The sequence below is a fragment of the Citrobacter sp. Cpo089 genome (genome assembly GCF_030332695.1).
Lineage (GTDB): Bacteria > Pseudomonadota > Gammaproteobacteria > Enterobacterales > Enterobacteriaceae > Citrobacter > Citrobacter portucalensis.
On record NZ_JAOWHJ010000021.1, the window covers coordinates 21,300 to 35,946 of the forward strand.

Here is a 14,647-nt window from a genome sequence, read left to right on the forward strand (position 1 = left end):
GAGTCCTCTGTGGATTTTAAAACGTCAGGGTTTCGCCATCTTCCGGCACGTTAACAAATTGCGCAATCTGGTTGTCGCAGGCGTACTCTTTCAAGGCCGCGCGGGTCAGCAGACAGTGGTTAATCGCCTCCATGTGGGTCGCCACAATTTGTGCTTCGGGCAGCGTGAAGTGGGTTTTTAGCACATCTTCCGCGCCCATGATAATTGGGCCAAACCCGATAACGTGGGCAAAGCCTGCATTCACAATGACCACGCCTGGCTGGAAAGTCCGCATGTTGGTTTCCACCTCGTCGCGCCAGATGGTGTCCCCGACCAGATACAGCGTTTTTTCCGCCGGATGCTGGAAGATAACTCCGCAGGCATCACCCAGACGCTCAGCCATTTGCGGGATGGCGTAAGTGCGATCCGAACCGTGCTGGCCGCCGGTTTTACGCAGGGTGATATCACCAAGCGCAGTGTTTTGCGTCAGTACGGTCAGTTGCGTGAAACCTTGTTCCCGCAGTACCTGCGCATCGCGATCGTTTTGCACATAAATCGGTTTGTCTTTCGGTACGACACGAGCCGCGGCTTCATCCCAGTGGTCTTCATGCAGATGGGTCACGATCAGCGCATCAACGTTGAGCAGGGTGTCGATATCGACAGGCAGATCAACGGTCGGGTTGCGGATCTCGGCGCGTGCCGTACCGGCAAAGCCCGGATAAGTACCTTTTGCCGCCAGCATAGGGTCGATCAGAAAGGTTTTGCCACCAAAGGTGATGTGCTGTGTGGCGTTACGGATTTGCGTGATGTTCATGGTGTTTGCTCCACGTGTTGGGTCAGTGGTGTCATCGTAGAGTGTTGTCCAGAAGATGAATGTGGGCAAATGGGCGACTAGCGATGAGATTGGGCCAACTGCAGATGACAGATATCAATTATGTAATTAAAGTAATTTAATATTCCCTTTGTGGCTCGTTATTTAATTCGCAGCCATTATATCGAACTGAATAAGAATGCTGTTATTTAAATACGGAAAGATTTATTAAATACGAAGTGGCGCCAGAAAACATTATTGATATATGTAAATCATAGTGGCCAATAAAACAGATCGCGAACCATGAAATAAGAATGCTATCATTCACATCAGACGCGGCAGGCAACTGCTGGCACACGCATTTACCCCGGAGCAACTGATGAACAACGACATTCCGCTAAAATATTATGATATCGCCGACGAGTACGCGACCGAGGCCGCAAAGCCGGTGAGCGACACAGAACGTGACGCGCTGGCGCACTACTTCCAGCAGTTGATCACCCGTTTGATGAACAACGAAGAGATCAGCGAAGAAGCACAGCAGGAGATGGCAACCGTGGCAGGTGTCGACGCTCAGCGTATCGATGATATCGCGGAGTTCCTCAATCGTTGGGGTAACGAGTAGCCAAAGACATGGCCTGTGTTTTACACTGCGCGCAAATTGAGTAGGTATACTCTACGAGTAATAGGTTTAATCAGGCGGAAACAGCAATGAACGGAACAATCACAACGTGGTTTAAAGATAAAGGCTTTGGATTTATCAAAGATGAAAACGGCGACAACCGCTATTTTCATGTGATTAAGGTTGCTAATCCTGAGCTGATCAAGAAAGACGCGGCGGTGACTTTTGAGCCCACCACCAACAACAAAGGCTTGTCTGCCTACGCGGTAAAAGTCATACCAGACAGCAAGTACATCTATATTGCAGGCGAGCGTCTGAAGCTCACCTCGATCAAGTCATTCCTGGTCTACAGCGAAGAAGTCCCTGTAGAGACCCGTATCGACAAAGAAAATGCTGTGCTGTCTGTCGGCGTGCTGATGAACAGCATCCGACCGAAATCAGATGTCAAGCCTGGTGAAATGCGCACACTGAAAAAGCTGGCTATTACCACCTTCCAGGGCACGACACTGATCTTCTCGGAAGATGAAATCGACATCGATGCGACGGTGAAACTGCTTAAAGTCTGAAACCCTTCGGACTGAATAAAAACCGGAACGCTGCTCTTTTCAGGGGCGGGTTTCGGTTTTTTTTGGATGTGGTATCGATTTTATAAGTACATGATTTTTTTTTAATTTACTTCTGGTAGAAATTAAAAGCTGCGAAGTTGTTTAGGTGTCATCAGGTCCCAAACGACACTTGCATAATAATAATTATCTTATGATTGTATTTTTGTGTTGAATATGTGATGGTATTATAATATCAAGAAAGTTTTTATATGTTCTGTTAGTGAATTATATATATTGCCAATGAAATAGTTATCTTTAACTATTCATTGTACAATTGTTAATGTATTGGGGTATAATAGATTGTTCAATAATATAAATCGTTCTTAAAAACAACCATGAGTGATTTTAATGAAAGATAAAATGGGAGTCCTAGCTTTTATCTCTTTGATAGTTACTGTGTTAGGAGTAATACTTCCCATCGCATGGGATTATTATACTGGACAGAAGGGCGTATCTCTGACGTTAATGTCACATAGTCAACTGATTTCAACTAGTGCAGGTGTAGATGGAATCAATATAACATATAATGGAAAAAAGTTAACGTCATTGTCAAAAATGATATTTTTACTTGAGAATACAGGTAATAAACCAATACTTAAATCTGATGTTGTTACTCCTGTAAGAATTACAGTTCCTAAAGATAGTAATATTCTCGATGCTATTGTTGATTCTAAATACCCAGATAACCTTGATACGTTATTAATATTTAAAGAGAGAGATCTTGATGTCGACTTTTCTTTGTTGAATCCTGGTGATAAAATTTATATTAGCTTGCTTTTAGACTCTCTAAAAAGTGATTTTGTAGCAACCGCAAGAATCGCAGGGGTTAATGAGTTAAATGTTAATGATTCACCTCCCAAGACTTGGACTATCTGGGATTTAGTTTGGTTTTTGGTTGGTTTCTTATCACTGCTTTTGATCATCGTCTCATTTATAGGTTTTGCCTCTTACCCTAAAGAATTTAGGACAAAAAGAGCTATTAAGAATGGCAATCTAATCGTTCCTGATTTTGTTTCTTATAAAGAGGCTCATGATTGGGTAGTTAATACAACATCATTTATAACTAGTAGTGAGAGAAAAACAATAATTAATTCATTGAGGTTCTTTGAGGAGAGTAATGCTAAAGTTGATAAGGATAGCATATTAAAGATGATTAGTGATGCAGTTCACGATAGTACAAATAACTTGGTTGTAGCATTAATTGTTTTTGCGGTTGGTGTATTTGGATTATATTATTCCCTTAGCTCCATGGGATTCATCTAAAAAAATTGCTAAGTCAATAAATGGGATGTCTTCACGAATCCCAGTAAGTTTATCTTAGTTAAATAAATTTTTTGACGAAGATAATAATCACATGATAATGGATTATGATAATCTTCTTATTTTTTATATCTATCCTTCTCAGAAGGATGCTGAATTCAGTCAACTTCTAACCATCGCCAATAACTGTGATCCATCTCACCTCCCGGCAACCAAAATCTCCTGCGACTCGACGCCGTCCTCTATTTGTTTTGCCACCTTTTGTAAGGCCGGAAGATGCTTTTCCGCAGCCTGTTCGATGGTCATGGCGCTGGCCATATACACCAGATTCAGGCAGCCGATCACCCGCTGTTTGCTGCGGATGGGGACGGCGATAGAAGCGATTTTCTCTTCCTGATCCCAACCGCGAAAGTTCTGACCAAAACCGTCTTTTCGCGCGCGGGACAAAATGGCATTGAGCTTCAGCGGTTCGCGCGCAAGCTGAAACTCTTCTCCCGGTCGGGAGGCCAGCATTTCAATCAGTTCCTGCCGTTCATTCTCCGGACAAAATGCCAGCCAGGTCAGGCCGGATGCGGTTTTCAGCAGTGGCAAACGACGCCCTACCATCGCCCGGTGAAACGACAGGCGGCTGAAACGGTGGGTGGTTTCACGTACCACCATCGCGTCCACATCCAGCGTGGAAACGTCGGTCGGCCAGATGACCTCGCGCAGCAAATCCCCCAGCAGCGGGGCGGCGAGTGCAGAAATCCACTGCTCGTCACGAAACCCCTCGCTGAGCTGGCGGACTTTAATGGTTAAGCGAAAGCTGTCATCGGACAGGCTGCGCCGGACGTAACCCTCATCCAGCAGGGTTTCCAGCAGCCGTCTGACCGTGGTGCGATGCAGGCCGCTTAACTCAGCAAGTAAGCCAACACTGGCCCCACCATCGAGCCGGTTTAACATATTTAATAACATTAATCCGCGCGTTAATCCGCGTACGGTTTTGTACTCAGTGCTCTCGTCATTTTTCATATTCATTGACAAATCTACAGGTAAAACAACGTTGTGCACTTAGTGCACATCCTGGCATGTTTTGATTGTAGCGCAAAAACTCGCTTCTATACTGACCGCACAACAAAAAATTATTCACATATTTTTAACAAAACAGATTGCGCCTCACCAGGGTCTGCAATTGCGTTTTGTCCGAGTCGTGAGGTTCTGAAATGACAACAAAAAACCCGGATATCCAACCCGCTGTGCAGCATACCGCGCAGGTGGCGATTGCCGGCGCTGGTCCGGTAGGGCTGATGATGGCCAACTATCTTGGCCAGATGGGCATTGAGGTGTTGGTAGTGGAGAAGCTCGACACGCTGATCGACTATCCTCGCGCCATCGGCATTGACGATGAAGCGCTGCGCACTATGCAGTCTGTGGGGCTGGTCGAGAACGTTTTGCCGCACACCACGCCGTGGCACGCGATGCGCTTTCTCACCCCGAAAGGCCGCTGTTTTGCTGATATCCAGCCGATGACCGACGAATTTGGCTGGTCGCGCCGCAATGCGTTTATTCAGCCGCAGGTGGACGCGGTGATGTTGGAAGGGTTGTCGCGTTTTCCCAACGTGCGCTGCCTGTTCTCCCGCGAACTGGAGGCCTTCAGCCAGCAAAACGGCGAAGTGACGCTAAATCTGAAAGCGCCGGACGATCAACGTGAAACGGTGAAGGCCCAGTGGCTGGTGGCCTGTGACGGCGGTGGCAGCAACGTCAGACGCTCGCTGAACGTGCCGTTTGAAGGTAAAACCGCGCCGAATCAGTGGATTGTAGTGGATATCGCCAACGATCCGCTCAGCACGCCGCATGTGTATCTGTGCTGCGATCCGGTGCGCCCGTACGTCTCCGCCGCACTGCCGCACGCGGTGCGCCGTTTCGAATTTATGGTGATGCCGGGGGAAACTGAAGCGCAGCTTAGCGAGCCGCAGAATATGCGTCAGCTCTTGAGCAAAGTGCTGCCGAACCCGGACAACGTCGAGCTGATCCGCCAGCGCGTGTATACCCATAATGCTCGTCTGGCCGAACGTTTTCGTATTGACCGCGTGCTGCTGGCGGGCGATGCGGCGCACATTATGCCGGTCTGGCAGGGTCAGGGATACAACAGCGGCATGCGCGATGCTTTCAACCTGGCATGGAAACTGGCGCTGGTGATTAACGGTAAAGCCGGCGATGCGCTATTGAATACCTATCAGCAGGAACGTCGCGACCACGCCCAAGCGATGATCGACCTCTCTGTGACCGCAGGCAACGTACTTGCACCGCCCAAACGCTGGCATGGTGCGGTGCGCGATGGGGTTTCCTGGCTGCTGAACTATATTCCGCCGGTCAAACGCTACTTCCTTGAAATGCGCTTTAAGCCGATGCCGCAGTACCACGCCGGGGCGCTGGTGCGTGAAGGCAACGCGAAAACTTCACCGGTCGGCAAGATGTTTATCCAGCCGAAGGTTACGTTGGAATCGGGCGAAGTGACGTTGCTCGACAACGTCATCGGACCGAATTTCGCGGTGATTGGCTGGGGCTGTAACCCGCTATGGGGCATGAGCGAGGCGCAGATCCAACAGTGGCAGGCGCTGGGGACGTGTTTTATCCAGGTCGTGCCGGAGACGCAGATACATACCGATCAGGATAACCACGATGGCGTTACCCGCATTGGCGATACACAAAACCGCCTGCGCGCGTGGTTTGCCCAGCACAACGCCGCGCTGGTAGTCATGCGCCCGGACCGCTTCGTGGCCGCCATCGCCATTCCGCAAACCCTGGGCAGCACCCTGAATAAACTGGCGTCGGTGATGACGCTCACTCGCGCTACTGCCGACATTCCTGTTGAAAAGGTTGCCTGATATGCACGCTTATCTTCACTGTCTTTCCCATTCGCCGCTGGTGGGCTATGTCGACCCGGCACAGGCTGTGCTCGACGAGGTTAACGGCGTGATCGCTAGCGCTCGGGCACGTATTGCGGCGTTCGAACCTGAACTGGTCGTGCTGTTTGCCCCCGATCACTACAACGGATTTTTCTACGACGTGATGCCGCCGTTCTGTTTAGGCGTTGGCGCTACGGCGATCGGCGATTTTGGTAGCGCGGCGGGGGAATTGCCGGTTCCGACAGATCTGGCTGAAGCCTGCGCCCACGCGGTAATGAAAAGCGGTATCGATCTCGCCGTGTCCTACAACATGCAGGTCGATCATGGCTTCGCGCAGCCGCTGGAGTTTTTGCTCGGCGGCCTGGATAAGGTGCCGGTGCTGCCAGTGTTTATTAACGGCGTCGCCGCGCCGCTGCCGGGCTTTCAGCGCACCCGCATGCTCGGTGAAGCGATTGGCCGTTTCGCCAGCTCGCTGAATAAGCGCGTGCTGTTTTTAGGCTCCGGTGGTCTGTCGCATCAGCCGCCGGTACCGGAACTGGCGAAGGCCGATGCCCATATGCGCGACCGCCTGCTCGGTAGCGGCAAACAGTTGCCTGAAAACGAGCGTGAGCTGCGCCAGCAGCGGGTGATCAGCGCCGCCGAGAAGTTTGTGGTCGATCAAAACACGCTGCACCCGCTTAACCCCGTCTGGGATAACCGTTTTATGACGCTGCTTGAGCAGGGGCGTTTGCAGGAGCTGGACGCGGTCAGTAACGAAGAGTTGTCCGCGATGGCGGGCAAATCAACGCACGAAGTTAAAACCTGGGTTGCCGCCTTTGCCGCCATTTCTGCCTTTGGCAACTGGCGCAGCGAAGGCCGTTATTACCGCCCGATCCCGGAGTGGATCGCCGGATTCGGCTCCCTGAGCGCCACTACGCAGAACTAAATATGCAGGAGAACATCATGACTTACCAATCGCAAACCGAAGCCGCTACCAGTCGTTTTCTGGAGGTGCAGGAAGCAGGCGAAACCCTACGCGTGCATTTCAATGACTGTGGGCAGGGCGAAGAGACCGTCGTGCTGCTGCACGGATCCGGTCCTGGCGCGACGGGCTGGGCAAACTTCAGCCGAAATATCGATCCGCTGGTACAGGCCGGATACCGGGTGATCCTGTTGGATTGTCCTGGCTGGGGCAAAAGCGATGGGATCGTTAACCGCGGTTCGCGATCCGATCTCAACGCTCGAATCCTGAAAAGCGTGGTCGATCAGTTGGATATTCAAACAGTCCACCTGCTGGGTAACTCGATGGGCGGTCACAGTGCTGTGGCGTTTACCCTGAGCTGGCCGGAGCGCGTGGGCAAACTGGTATTAATGGGCGGCGGAACGGGCGGCATGAGCCTGTTTACTCCGATGCCGACCGAAGGTATCAAGCGCCTGAATCAGCTGTATCGTGAGCCGACCATCGAGAACCTGAAGCTGATGATGGAGATCTTTGTCTTCGACACCAGCGACCTGACCGAGGCGCTGTTCGAAGCGCGTTTGAACAACATGCTGTCGCGCCGCGATCACCTGGAAAACTTTGTCCAGAGTCTGGAGGCCAACCCGAAACAGTTCCCGGATTTCAGCCCGCGTCTGGGGGAAATCAAAGCCCAGACCCTGATTGTCTGGGGACGCAATGACCGCTTTGTGCCGATGGATGCCGGTCTGCGCCTGCTCTCCGGAATTGCCGGTTCTGAGCTGCATATCTACCGCGACTGCGGGCACTGGGCGCAGTGGGAGCATGCGGATGCCTTTAACCAGCTGGTGCTGAATTTCCTCACACGCCCTTAAGGAACAGATATGACGAATCGTAATCTTGAGCAGCTAGCCGCCGATTTACGTCAGGCTGAAGAAAAAGGGGAAGCCATCGCCCCACTGCGTGAATTGATTGGTGTGGATAACGCCGAAGCGGCCTACGCCATTCAGCGCATCAACGTGCAGTACGACGTGGCGCGCGGGCGTCGCGTGGTCGGGCGCAAAGTGGGGCTGACGCACCCGAAAGTGCAGCAACAGCTGGGTGTCGATCAACCGGACTTCGGTACGCTGTTTGCTGATATGTGTTATGGCGATAACGAAACCATCCCGTTTTCCCGTGTGCTGCAACCGCGTATTGAAGCCGAAATTGCGCTGGTGCTGAACCGCGATCTGCCCAATACCGACACCACTTTTGACGAGCTTTACAACGCCATAGAGTGGGTACTTCCCGCGCTGGAAGTGGTCGGCAGCCGTATCCGCGACTGGTCGATCAAATTTGTTGATACCGTGGCGGATAACGCCTCCTGTGGCGTGTATGTGGTCGGCGGTCCGGCCCAGCGTCCGGCAGGATTAGATCTGAAAAACTGCGCGATGAAAATGACGCGCAACAACGAAGAGGTCTCCAGCGGGCGCGGCAGCGAATGCCTGGGACATCCGATCAACGCCGCCGTCTGGCTGGCGCGCAAAATGGCCAGCCTCGGCGAGCCGCTGCGTGCCGGAGACATTATTCTCACCGGAGCGTTAGGCCCGATGGTGGCGGTGAATGCGGGCGATTGTTTTGAAGCCCATATCGACGGTATTGGTTCAGTCGCCGCCACCTTTTCAGCGGCGGTTACAAAAGGAAGTCAGTCATGAGTAAGCGTAAAGTCGCCATTATCGGCTCCGGCAACATCGGTACCGATTTGATGATAAAAATTCTGCGTCACGGCGTGCATCTGGAAATGGCGGTGATGGTCGGTATCGATCCAGAATCTGATGGCCTGGCGCGTGCCCGACGCATGGGCGTTGCCACCACCCATGAAGGGGTGACAGGGCTTATCGCCATGCCGGAATTCGCCGATATCGACATCGTGTTTGACGCCACCAGCGCAGGCGCGCATGTGAAGAACGATGCCGCGCTACGTGCCGTTAAACCAGGCATCCGCCTGATCGATCTGACGCCCGCGGCAATCGGTCCTTACTGCGTGCCGGTGGTGAATCTGGCAGCCAACGTTGATCAGCAGAACGTCAATATGGTGACCTGCGGCGGACAGGCAACCATCCCAATGGTGGCGGCAGTTTCTCGCGTGGCAAAAGTCCATTACGCCGAGATTATCGCCTCGATCGCCAGTAAATCGGCGGGGCCGGGTACCCGCGCCAATATCGACGAGTTTACCGAAACTACCTCGAAGGCGATTGAAGTGGTCGGCGGCGCGGCAAAAGGCAAAGCCATTATTGTCCTTAACCCGGCCGAGCCGCCGCTGATGATGCGTGACACGGTGTATGTGCTGAGCGAAGCGGCCTCTGAGGTTGAAGTTGAAGCGTCTATTAATGAGATGGCGGCGGCGGTGCAGGCCTACGTGCCGGGCTATCGCCTGAAACAGCGTGTCCAGTTTGAAGTCATCCCGGAAGATAAACCGGTGAATCTGCCGGGTATCGGCCAGTTCTCTGGGCTGAAAACTGCGGTGTATCTGGAAGTGGAAGGCGCGGCGCACTATTTACCAGCCTACGCGGGCAACCTCGACATTATGACCTCCAGCGCGCTGGCGACCGCTGAGAAGATGGCGCAGTCCCTCGCTCGTCAGGCAGGAGAAGCAGCATGAACAGTAAAAAACTCTATATCTCTGACGTGACCCTGCGCGACGGTATGCACGCTATTCGTCATCAATATTCGCTGGAGAATGTGCGCCAGATAGCCAAAGCGCTGGACGACGCACGGGTTGATTCTATTGAAGTGGCCCACGGCGACGGTTTACAAGGTTCCAGCTTTAACTACGGCTTTGGTGCGCACAGCGACCTGGAGTGGATTGAAGCGGCGGCGGACGTGGTGAAGCATGCCAAAATTGCCACGCTGTTGCTGCCGGGTATCGGCACTATTCATGACCTGAAAAATGCATATCAGGCCGGCGCACGGGTAGTGCGCGTGGCGACCCACTGCACTGAAGCAGACGTGTCGGCCCAGTATATTCAGTATGCGCGTGAGCTTGGCATGGATACCGTCGGCTTTCTGATGATGAGCCATATGACCACACCGGAGAACCTGGCACAGCAGGCGAAGCTGATGGAGAACTACGGCGCGACCTGTATTTATGTGGTCGATTCCGGCGGCGCAATGAACATGAGCGATATTCGCGCCCGCTTCCGCGCACTGAGAGCGGTGCTGAAGCCGGAGACGGAAACCGGAATGCATGCGCATCACAACCTGAGTCTTGGCGTGGCGAACTCCATTGCCGCGGTAGAAGAGGGGTGTGACCGTATCGACGCTAGCCTGGCCGGGATGGGCGCAGGCGCGGGCAACGCGCCATTGGAAGTGTTTATCGCCGCTGCGGAAAAACTCGGCTGGCAGCATGGAACCGATCTCTACGCACTGATGGACGCCGCCGACGATTTAGTGCGTCCACTACAAGACCGCCCGGTGCGGGTGGATCGTGAAACGCTGGCGCTGGGCTATGCCGGGGTGTACTCCAGCTTCCTGCGTCATTGCGAAGTGGCGGCAGCACGCTATGGCCTGAGCGCAGTAGATATTCTGGTGGAACTGGGCAAACGTCGGATGGTGGGCGGCCAGGAAGATATGATCGTCGACGTGGCGCTGGACCTGCGCAACCGCAAATAAAAAATGATTACGCGGCTGGCAACGTATCAGCCGCGATTCACCTGCATCGTGACCTCAGAGGGACATCTTATGACGACCCGTACCTCCGCATCTTACCGCCTGACGTTGACCGTTGGGCTTTGCTTTTTAGTTGCCCTGATGGAAGGGCTGGATTTACAGGCCGCCGGTATCGCTGCCGTCGGTATCGCCCACGCGTTTGCGCTGGATAAAATGCAGATGGGCTGGATCTTCAGCGCAGGCATTCTCGGGCTACTGCCCGGCGCGTTGGTGGGTGGCATGCTGGCTGACCGCTATGGCCGCAAGCGCATTCTCATTGCCTCTGTGGCGCTGTTCGGCCTGTTCTCGCTGGTGACGGCGATTTCCTGGGATTTCTCATCGCTGGTGTTTGCCCGTCTGATGACCGGTGTCGGGCTGGGCGCGGCGTTGCCGAACCTGATCGCGCTGACCTCCGAGGCGGCGGGCCCGCGTTTTCGCGGTACGGCGGTGAGTCTGATGTACTGTGGTGTGCCGATTGGTGCGGCGCTGGCGGCAGCGCTCGGGTTTAGCGGTCTGGCCTCCGCCTGGCAAACGGTGTTTTGGGTAGGCGGGGTGATCCCGCTGCTGCTGGTGCCGCTGTTGATGCGCTGGCTGCCGGAATCACAGGTTTATACCCAACAAACGCAAGTGGCCGTCGCACCGCTGCGGGCCCTGTTTTCGCCAGCGACGGCGAGTGCCACGCTGCTGCTGTGGTTGTGCTATTTCTTCACCCTGCTGGTGGTGTATATGCTGATCAACTGGCTGCCAATGCTGCTGGTGGAGCAGGGCTTTCGGCCATCGCAGGCGGCAGGCGTAATGTTTGTTCTGCAAATTGGCGCGGCCAGCGGCACGTTAATTCTCGGGGCGTTAATGGATAAACTGCGCCCGGTGGTGATGTCGCTGCTGATCTACACTGGGATGTTGGCTTCACTGCTGGCGCTGGGTACGGTGTCGTCATTGAGCGGCATGCTAATGGCGGGATTTGTGGCGGGGATGTTCGCCACCGGCGGGCAAAGCGTGTTGTATGCGCTGGCGCCGCTGTTTTACAGCACGCAGATCCGCGCCACAGGCGTGGGAACCGCCGTCGCAGTCGGGCGTCTGGGGGCGATGAGCGGTCCGCTGCTGGCAGGGAAAATGTTAGCGCTCGGTACCGGAACGGTAGGGGTGATGGCGGCTTCTGCGCCGGGCATTTTGCTGGCAGGCCTGGCGGTATTTATTCTGATGAGCCGCAAATCGCAGATGCCGTTCCCGGTCAGCGGTGCTTAAGCACTCATCCGGTTGTGGGAGTGGGGAGATTTGATTCCCACTTCCGGGTGAACGCCGTCAGTCAACTGTGTTGCCAAAGTTTAGATAAAACATGGCAACGGAGGCGTTATGAGCTGGCGGCCCTTTTTGTATCTGATTATTAATCCCCACCCGCTATTAAGCGCCCGGCGCGGTCATCTGCGTCTGGTGCAGGGTTGACTTTGCATTCTGTTAACAAACACGGTATAACAAACCTTCTTTGGATGTTTAGATGTCCATACGTTTAGAAGGTTATATGCAAACAACACAACAAAATGCGCCACTGAAGCGCACAATGAAAACGCGTCACCTGATTATGCTTTCCTTGGGTGGCGTGATTGGCACAGGGTTATTCTTCAATACCGGGTACATCATTTCCACCACCGGAGCTGCGGGAACGCTACTGGCCTATCTGATTGGCGCGCTGGTGGTCTGGCTGGTCATGCAGTGTCTGGGCGAGCTGTCGGTCGCGATGCCGGAGACCGGGGCGTTTCACGTTTATGCCGCGCGCTATCTTGGTCCGGCTACCGGGTATACCGTGGCCTGGCTCTACTGGCTGACCTGGACCGTGGCGCTGGGTTCGAGCTTTACCGCCGCTGGATTCTGTATGCAGTACTGGTTTCCACAGGTGCCGGTATGGGTCTGGTGCGTGGTGTTCTGCGCGATTATTTTTGGTCTGAATGTTATCTCCACGCGCTTTTTTGCCGAAGGGGAGTTCTGGTTCTCGCTGGTCAAAGTGGTCACTATCATCGCCTTTATCATCCTCGGTGGGGCGGCGATTTTCGGCTTTATTCCGATGCAGGATGGCTCGCCCGCACCGGGGCTGAGTAATATCACGGCGGAAGGCTGGTTCCCGCACGGTGGCTTACCGATCCTGATGACTATGGTGGCAGTGAACTTTGCTTTTTCGGGGACCGAGCTTATCGGCATTGCCGCCGGTGAAACGGAAAACCCGCGCAAGGTTATCCCCGTGGCGATTCGTACCACCATTGCGCGGCTGATTATTTTCTTCATTGGCACCGTGTTTGTGCTGGCGGCGCTGATCCCGATGCAGCAGGCGGGCGTGGAGAAAAGCCCGTTTGTGCTGGTATTTGAGAAAGTAGGGATCCCGTACGCCGCTGATATTTTTAACTTCGTGATCCTGACAGCTATTCTTTCTGCAGCGAACTCCGGTTTGTATGCTTCCGGGCGCATGCTGTGGTCGCTGTCGAATGAACGTACGCTACCTGCCTGTTTTGCGCGAGTAACGAAAAACGGTGTACCGCTGACGGCGCTGTCGGTCAGTATGCTCGGTGGTGTGCTGGCGCTATTTTCCAGCGTGGTGGCCCCGGACACGGTATTTGTTGCGCTGTCGGCAATCTCCGGGTTTGCGGTGGTGGCGGTGTGGCTGAGCATCTGTGCCTCGCATTTTGTTTTTCGTCGCCGTCATCTGCAACAAGGTAAGGCATTGAGTGAATTACATTATCGCGCGCCGTGGTATCCGCTGGTGCCGGTATTAGGTTTTGTGCTGTGCCTGGTGGCCTGTGTAGGGCTGGCATTCGATCCAGCGCAGAGAATTGCGTTGTGGTGCGGGTTACCGTTTGTTGCGTTGTGCTATGGTGCTTATTTCCTTACTCAACCCCGAAACGCAAAACAGGAGCCAGAACATGTCGCAGAATAATCCGTTACGCGCTCTCCTTGATAAACAGGATATCCTGCTGCTGGATGGCGCGATGGCGACGGAGCTGGAAGCGCGAGGGTGTAACTTAGCCGACAGCCTGTGGTCAGCCAAAGTGCTGGTAGAAAACCCGGAGCTTATCCGCGAAGTGCATCTTGATTACTATCGGGCGGGGGCGCAATGCGCGATCACTGCCAGCTATCAGGCGACGCCGGCGGGCTTCGCCGCGCGAGGTCTGGATGAAGCTCAGTCGAAAGCGCTGATTGGCAAAAGCGTGGAGCAGGCGCGTAAAGCCCGTGAAGCGTATCTGGCAGAGAACCCGCAGGCAGGAACGCTGCTGGTGGCGGGATCCGTTGGGCCTTACGGCGCGTATCTGGCGGATGGCTCTGAATACCGTGGCGATTATCATTGTAGCGTTGAGGCGTTCCAGGCGTTTCATCGCCCGCGCGTGGAAGCCTTGCTGGATGCCGGGGCCGATCTGCTGGCCTGCGAAACCCTGCCGAATTTTGCCGAGATTGAGGCGTTGGCTGAGCTGTTGACCGCATATCCGCGTGCGCGGGCGTGGTTCTCATTTACCCTGTGCGACAGCGAGCACCTGAGCGACGGTACGCCGCTGCGTGACGTGGTTGCGTTGCTGGCGGGTTATCCGCAGGTGGTGGCGCTAGGCATTAACTGCATTGCGCTGGAAAACACCACCGCTGCGTTGCAGCATTTACACGGTTTAACGGCGCTGCCGCTGGTGGTGTATCCGAACTCGGGCGAGCAGTACGATGCGGTGAGCAAAACCTGGCATCATCACGGTGAGCATTGCGCGCAACTGGCGGATTATCTGCCGCAGTGGCAGGCCGCTGGCGCACGGTTAATTGGCGGGTGCTGTCGCACCACGCCTGCGGATATCGCCGCGCTAAAAGCGCGAAGCTGAGAGTTTATCGAGCCTACTT

14 protein-coding genes are annotated in these 14,647 nt (G+C 54.2%); 12 read left to right on the plus strand and 2 right to left on the minus strand.

The genetic code is table 11. The annotated features are described in order from the left end of the window. Positions 1–16: 16 nt before the first annotated feature. Positions 17–793, minus strand: coding sequence for an MBL fold metallo-hydrolase (locus tag OGX92_RS02290; protein ID WP_126955950.1), 777 nt, complete (start codon positions 791–793; stop codon positions 17–19). 376 nt (positions 794–1,169) lie between these two features. Between OGX92_RS02290 and OGX92_RS02295 the strand changes: the two genes are divergently transcribed. From OGX92_RS02295 to OGX92_RS02305, 3 genes are all read left to right on the plus strand, one after another. Beyond that, complete coding sequence (locus tag OGX92_RS02295) at positions 1,170–1,415, plus strand: YmjA family protein (protein ID WP_003021350.1); 246 nt, start codon at positions 1,170–1,172, stop codon at positions 1,413–1,415. 86 nt (positions 1,416–1,501) lie between these two features. Beyond that, positions 1,502–1,978 carry a cold-shock protein gene (locus tag OGX92_RS02300; RefSeq protein ID WP_003830914.1) on the plus strand — a complete coding sequence of 159 codons (477 nt, stop codon included), beginning with the start codon at positions 1,502–1,504 and terminating at the stop codon, positions 1,976–1,978. A gap of 387 nt (positions 1,979–2,365) precedes the next feature. Next, positions 2,366–3,280 (plus strand): hypothetical protein, encoded by a 915-nt coding sequence (locus OGX92_RS02305; RefSeq protein WP_286586200.1) that lies wholly within the window; start codon positions 2,366–2,368, stop codon positions 3,278–3,280. Positions 3,281–3,475: 195 nt separating this feature from the next. Here the strand turns inward: OGX92_RS02305 and OGX92_RS02310 are convergent, their stop codons facing one another. Beyond that, complete coding sequence (locus OGX92_RS02310) at positions 3,476–4,288, minus strand: DNA-binding transcriptional regulator (protein WP_286586234.1); 813 nt, start codon at positions 4,286–4,288, stop codon at positions 3,476–3,478. A 191-nt stretch (positions 4,289–4,479) separates the two neighbouring features. Between OGX92_RS02310 and OGX92_RS02315 the strand changes: the two genes are divergently transcribed. From OGX92_RS02315 to mmuM, 9 genes are all read left to right on the plus strand, one after another. Continuing rightward, the gene (locus OGX92_RS02315) at positions 4,480–6,144 is read left to right on the plus strand and encodes a bifunctional 3-(3-hydroxy-phenyl)propionate/3-hydroxycinnamic acid hydroxylase (protein ID WP_286586201.1); all 1,665 of its coding nucleotides are present in this window, start codon (positions 4,480–4,482) and stop codon (positions 6,142–6,144) included. A gap of 1 nt (position 6,145) precedes the next feature. Continuing rightward, positions 6,146–7,090: a 2,3-dihydroxyphenylpropionate/2,3-dihydroxicinnamic acid 1,2-dioxygenase gene (gene mhpB / locus OGX92_RS02320; RefSeq protein WP_063941281.1), complete on the plus strand. Its 945-nt coding sequence runs from the start codon at positions 6,146–6,148 to the stop codon at positions 7,088–7,090. Between the two features lie 17 nt (positions 7,091–7,107). After that, positions 7,108–7,974, plus strand: coding sequence for a 2-hydroxy-6-oxonona-2,4-dienedioate hydrolase (gene mhpC / locus OGX92_RS02325; protein WP_126955948.1), 867 nt, complete (start codon positions 7,108–7,110; stop codon positions 7,972–7,974). A gap of 9 nt (positions 7,975–7,983) precedes the next feature. After that, positions 7,984–8,793, plus strand: coding sequence for a 2-keto-4-pentenoate hydratase (gene mhpD / locus OGX92_RS02330; RefSeq protein WP_003830923.1), 810 nt, complete (start codon positions 7,984–7,986; stop codon positions 8,791–8,793). Then, positions 8,790–9,740: an acetaldehyde dehydrogenase gene (gene mhpF, locus OGX92_RS02335; RefSeq protein ID WP_003830924.1), complete on the plus strand. Its 951-nt coding sequence runs from the start codon at positions 8,790–8,792 to the stop codon at positions 9,738–9,740. The genes mhpD and mhpF overlap by 4 nt, the downstream gene beginning before the upstream one ends. Then, on the plus strand, positions 9,737–10,750 hold the full coding sequence (gene mhpE / locus OGX92_RS02340; protein ID WP_286586202.1) for a 4-hydroxy-2-oxovalerate aldolase: 1,014 nt from the start codon (positions 9,737–9,739) through the stop codon (positions 10,748–10,750). The genes mhpF and mhpE overlap by 4 nt, the downstream gene beginning before the upstream one ends. A 69-nt stretch (positions 10,751–10,819) precedes the next feature. Next, positions 10,820–12,031: a 3-(3-hydroxy-phenyl)propionate transporter MhpT gene (gene mhpT, locus OGX92_RS02345; protein ID WP_286586203.1), complete on the plus strand. Its 1,212-nt coding sequence runs from the start codon at positions 10,820–10,822 to the stop codon at positions 12,029–12,031. 274 nt (positions 12,032–12,305) lie between these two features. Next, positions 12,306–13,709 carry an S-methylmethionine permease gene (gene mmuP / locus OGX92_RS02350; protein ID WP_001373486.1) on the plus strand — a complete coding sequence of 468 codons (1,404 nt, stop codon included), beginning with the start codon at positions 12,306–12,308 and terminating at the stop codon, positions 13,707–13,709. Further along, positions 13,696–14,628: a homocysteine S-methyltransferase gene (gene mmuM / locus OGX92_RS02355; RefSeq protein WP_286586204.1), complete on the plus strand. Its 933-nt coding sequence runs from the start codon at positions 13,696–13,698 to the stop codon at positions 14,626–14,628. The genes mmuP and mmuM overlap by 14 nt, the downstream gene beginning before the upstream one ends. Positions 14,629–14,647: the final 19 nt, after the last annotated feature.

Bases quoted from the DNA above. Each gene is read 5' to 3' on its own strand.
- mmuP (WP_001373486.1), top strand. From the start codon at position 12,306: ATGCAAACAACACAACAAAATGCGCCACTGAAGCGCACAATGAAAACG.
- OGX92_RS02290 (WP_126955950.1), bottom strand. From the start codon at position 793: ATGAACATCACGCAAATCCGTAACGCCACACAGCACATCACCTTTGGT.
- mhpD (WP_003830923.1), top strand. From the start codon at position 7,984: ATGACGAATCGTAATCTTGAGCAGCTAGCCGCCGATTTACGTCAGGCT.
- OGX92_RS02300 (WP_003830914.1), top strand. From the start codon at position 1,502: ATGAACGGAACAATCACAACGTGGTTTAAAGATAAAGGCTTTGGATTT.
- mhpB (WP_063941281.1), top strand. From the start codon at position 6,146: ATGCACGCTTATCTTCACTGTCTTTCCCATTCGCCGCTGGTGGGCTAT.
- OGX92_RS02315 (WP_286586201.1), top strand. From the start codon at position 4,480: ATGACAACAAAAAACCCGGATATCCAACCCGCTGTGCAGCATACCGCG.
- OGX92_RS02295 (WP_003021350.1), top strand. From the start codon at position 1,170: ATGAACAACGACATTCCGCTAAAATATTATGATATCGCCGACGAGTAC.
- OGX92_RS02310 (WP_286586234.1), bottom strand. From the start codon at position 4,288: ATGAAAAATGACGAGAGCACTGAGTACAAAACCGTACGCGGATTAACG.
- mhpE (WP_286586202.1), top strand. From the start codon at position 9,737: ATGAACAGTAAAAAACTCTATATCTCTGACGTGACCCTGCGCGACGGT.
- mmuM (WP_286586204.1), top strand. From the start codon at position 13,696: ATGTCGCAGAATAATCCGTTACGCGCTCTCCTTGATAAACAGGATATC.
- mhpF (WP_003830924.1), top strand. From the start codon at position 8,790: ATGAGTAAGCGTAAAGTCGCCATTATCGGCTCCGGCAACATCGGTACC.
- OGX92_RS02305 (WP_286586200.1), top strand. From the start codon at position 2,366: ATGAAAGATAAAATGGGAGTCCTAGCTTTTATCTCTTTGATAGTTACT.
- mhpT (WP_286586203.1), top strand. From the start codon at position 10,820: ATGACGACCCGTACCTCCGCATCTTACCGCCTGACGTTGACCGTTGGG.
- mhpC (WP_126955948.1), top strand. From the start codon at position 7,108: ATGACTTACCAATCGCAAACCGAAGCCGCTACCAGTCGTTTTCTGGAG.